Source organism: Acidovorax sp. BoFeN1 (assembly GCF_003345135.1).
In the GTDB taxonomy this organism is placed as follows: Bacteria; Pseudomonadota; Gammaproteobacteria; order Burkholderiales; family Burkholderiaceae_C; genus Acidovorax; species Acidovorax defluvii.
Window position 1 is genome coordinate 1 of the sequence record NZ_QOZT01000168.1, and the last position, 1273, is coordinate 1273.

Genomic DNA, 1273 nt, shown 5'->3' on the forward strand with positions numbered 1-1273 from the left:
TCATCGCCATGGCGTTCCTGATCGCCGGCAAACTTACCCACCTGCCGGGCAATCCTCTGCTAAAAGCAAGGGCCTGACCATGGACTCAGTGGGGAATGTTGTACGCCACCCGAAATAGAAGAGAACCATGAAACAGGGCTCTAGCGCCCTATCAAAAAGCGCTAGCAGCTATAAAAAACGAAGTAAAACGCGTCTCAGCGCGCGTGCTTCGCGAATTTCCCGGCAAATGCCTGCGCAATGCTCAGCCCACGCTGCCCAGGTTCGAGCGTGGCCTGCTGGCCCGCCGCGATGGTGCCAGTCTGCTCTACCGCCAGGTAGTAGCCGCAGCACCCGGCAATGGCCATGGCGCGGCCGGCTTGCGCGAACCCCATGACGGCATTGAATTTGTAGCAAGGCTCGCGCGGTGCCGCCACGCGCAGCACGCAATCGGGAAAGTGCAGCCGGTCGCCCACATACACCTCGTGTTCCAGCAGGCCATCGACCGTGAGGTTTTCGCCCATGAAACCGGGTGGCAGCGGCTCGTCGAACGGGCTGATCCCGCGCTCGCGCCGTTGGGCTTGCCAGAAGGCGTAGTGCACCGCCGGGTAGGCATACACCGCCTTGTCCAGGCCGCCGTGCACGCTCAGGTCGGCCTGCTCGTCGCCCGCCAGGCCCAGCCGTCCCACGGCAACGGGGCCGGGCGTGCATGATTTGCCGATGGCGGTGAGGATCTTGCGCTCGCCGATGCGCACGGGCTGGGCCGTTCCTACATTCACGCTGAGCACTTGAAGTGTCTGGGCCATGGACTGTCCGCTCAGAGCGGGTGCTCGGTGTAGAACCGCCCGCCGTGGTACAGCAGGGGCGACATGCCACCGTGGTGCTGGCAGCGCTCGACCTCACCGACAAAAATCACATGGTCGCCTTCTTCGTAGCGGCTGCGGTTGAAGCACTCGAAGGTGGCCGCAGCGCCCTCCAGCAACGGGGCGCCGCTGATGCCCGAGTGGTGTTCCACACCGGCGAAGCGGTCGACTCCGCGGGAGGCAAAGCGCTCGGCCAGGGCCTTCTGGTCGGCTGCCAGCACATTGATGGCGTAGTGGGAGCCGTTGGCAAAGGCCGGCATCGAGGCGGCCGCGCGCGACAGGCTCCACAGCACCAGGGGCGGCTCCAGCGAAACTGAATTGAACGAATTGGCGGTGAGCCCGATGGGCTGACCCTGTGCATTGCGGGCCGTCACGATGGTCACCCCGGTGGCGAACATGCCCAGCGCATCGCGAAACTCCCTCGCAGAAAAACT

Annotated in this window: 2 protein-coding genes; both read right to left on the bottom strand. The window is 64.4% G+C overall.

The window, feature by feature from the left end:
• Positions 1–194: 194 nt before the first annotated feature.
• A complete protein-coding gene (locus DTW89_RS19060) occupies positions 195–782 on the bottom strand; it encodes an MOSC domain-containing protein (RefSeq protein ID WP_114657075.1) in 588 nt (195 codons plus the stop codon).
• Positions 783–793: 11 nt separating this feature from the next.
• A partial coding sequence (locus tag DTW89_RS19065) for a flavin reductase family protein (protein ID WP_147277686.1) occupies positions 794–1273 on the bottom strand: 480 nt, incomplete at its 5' end.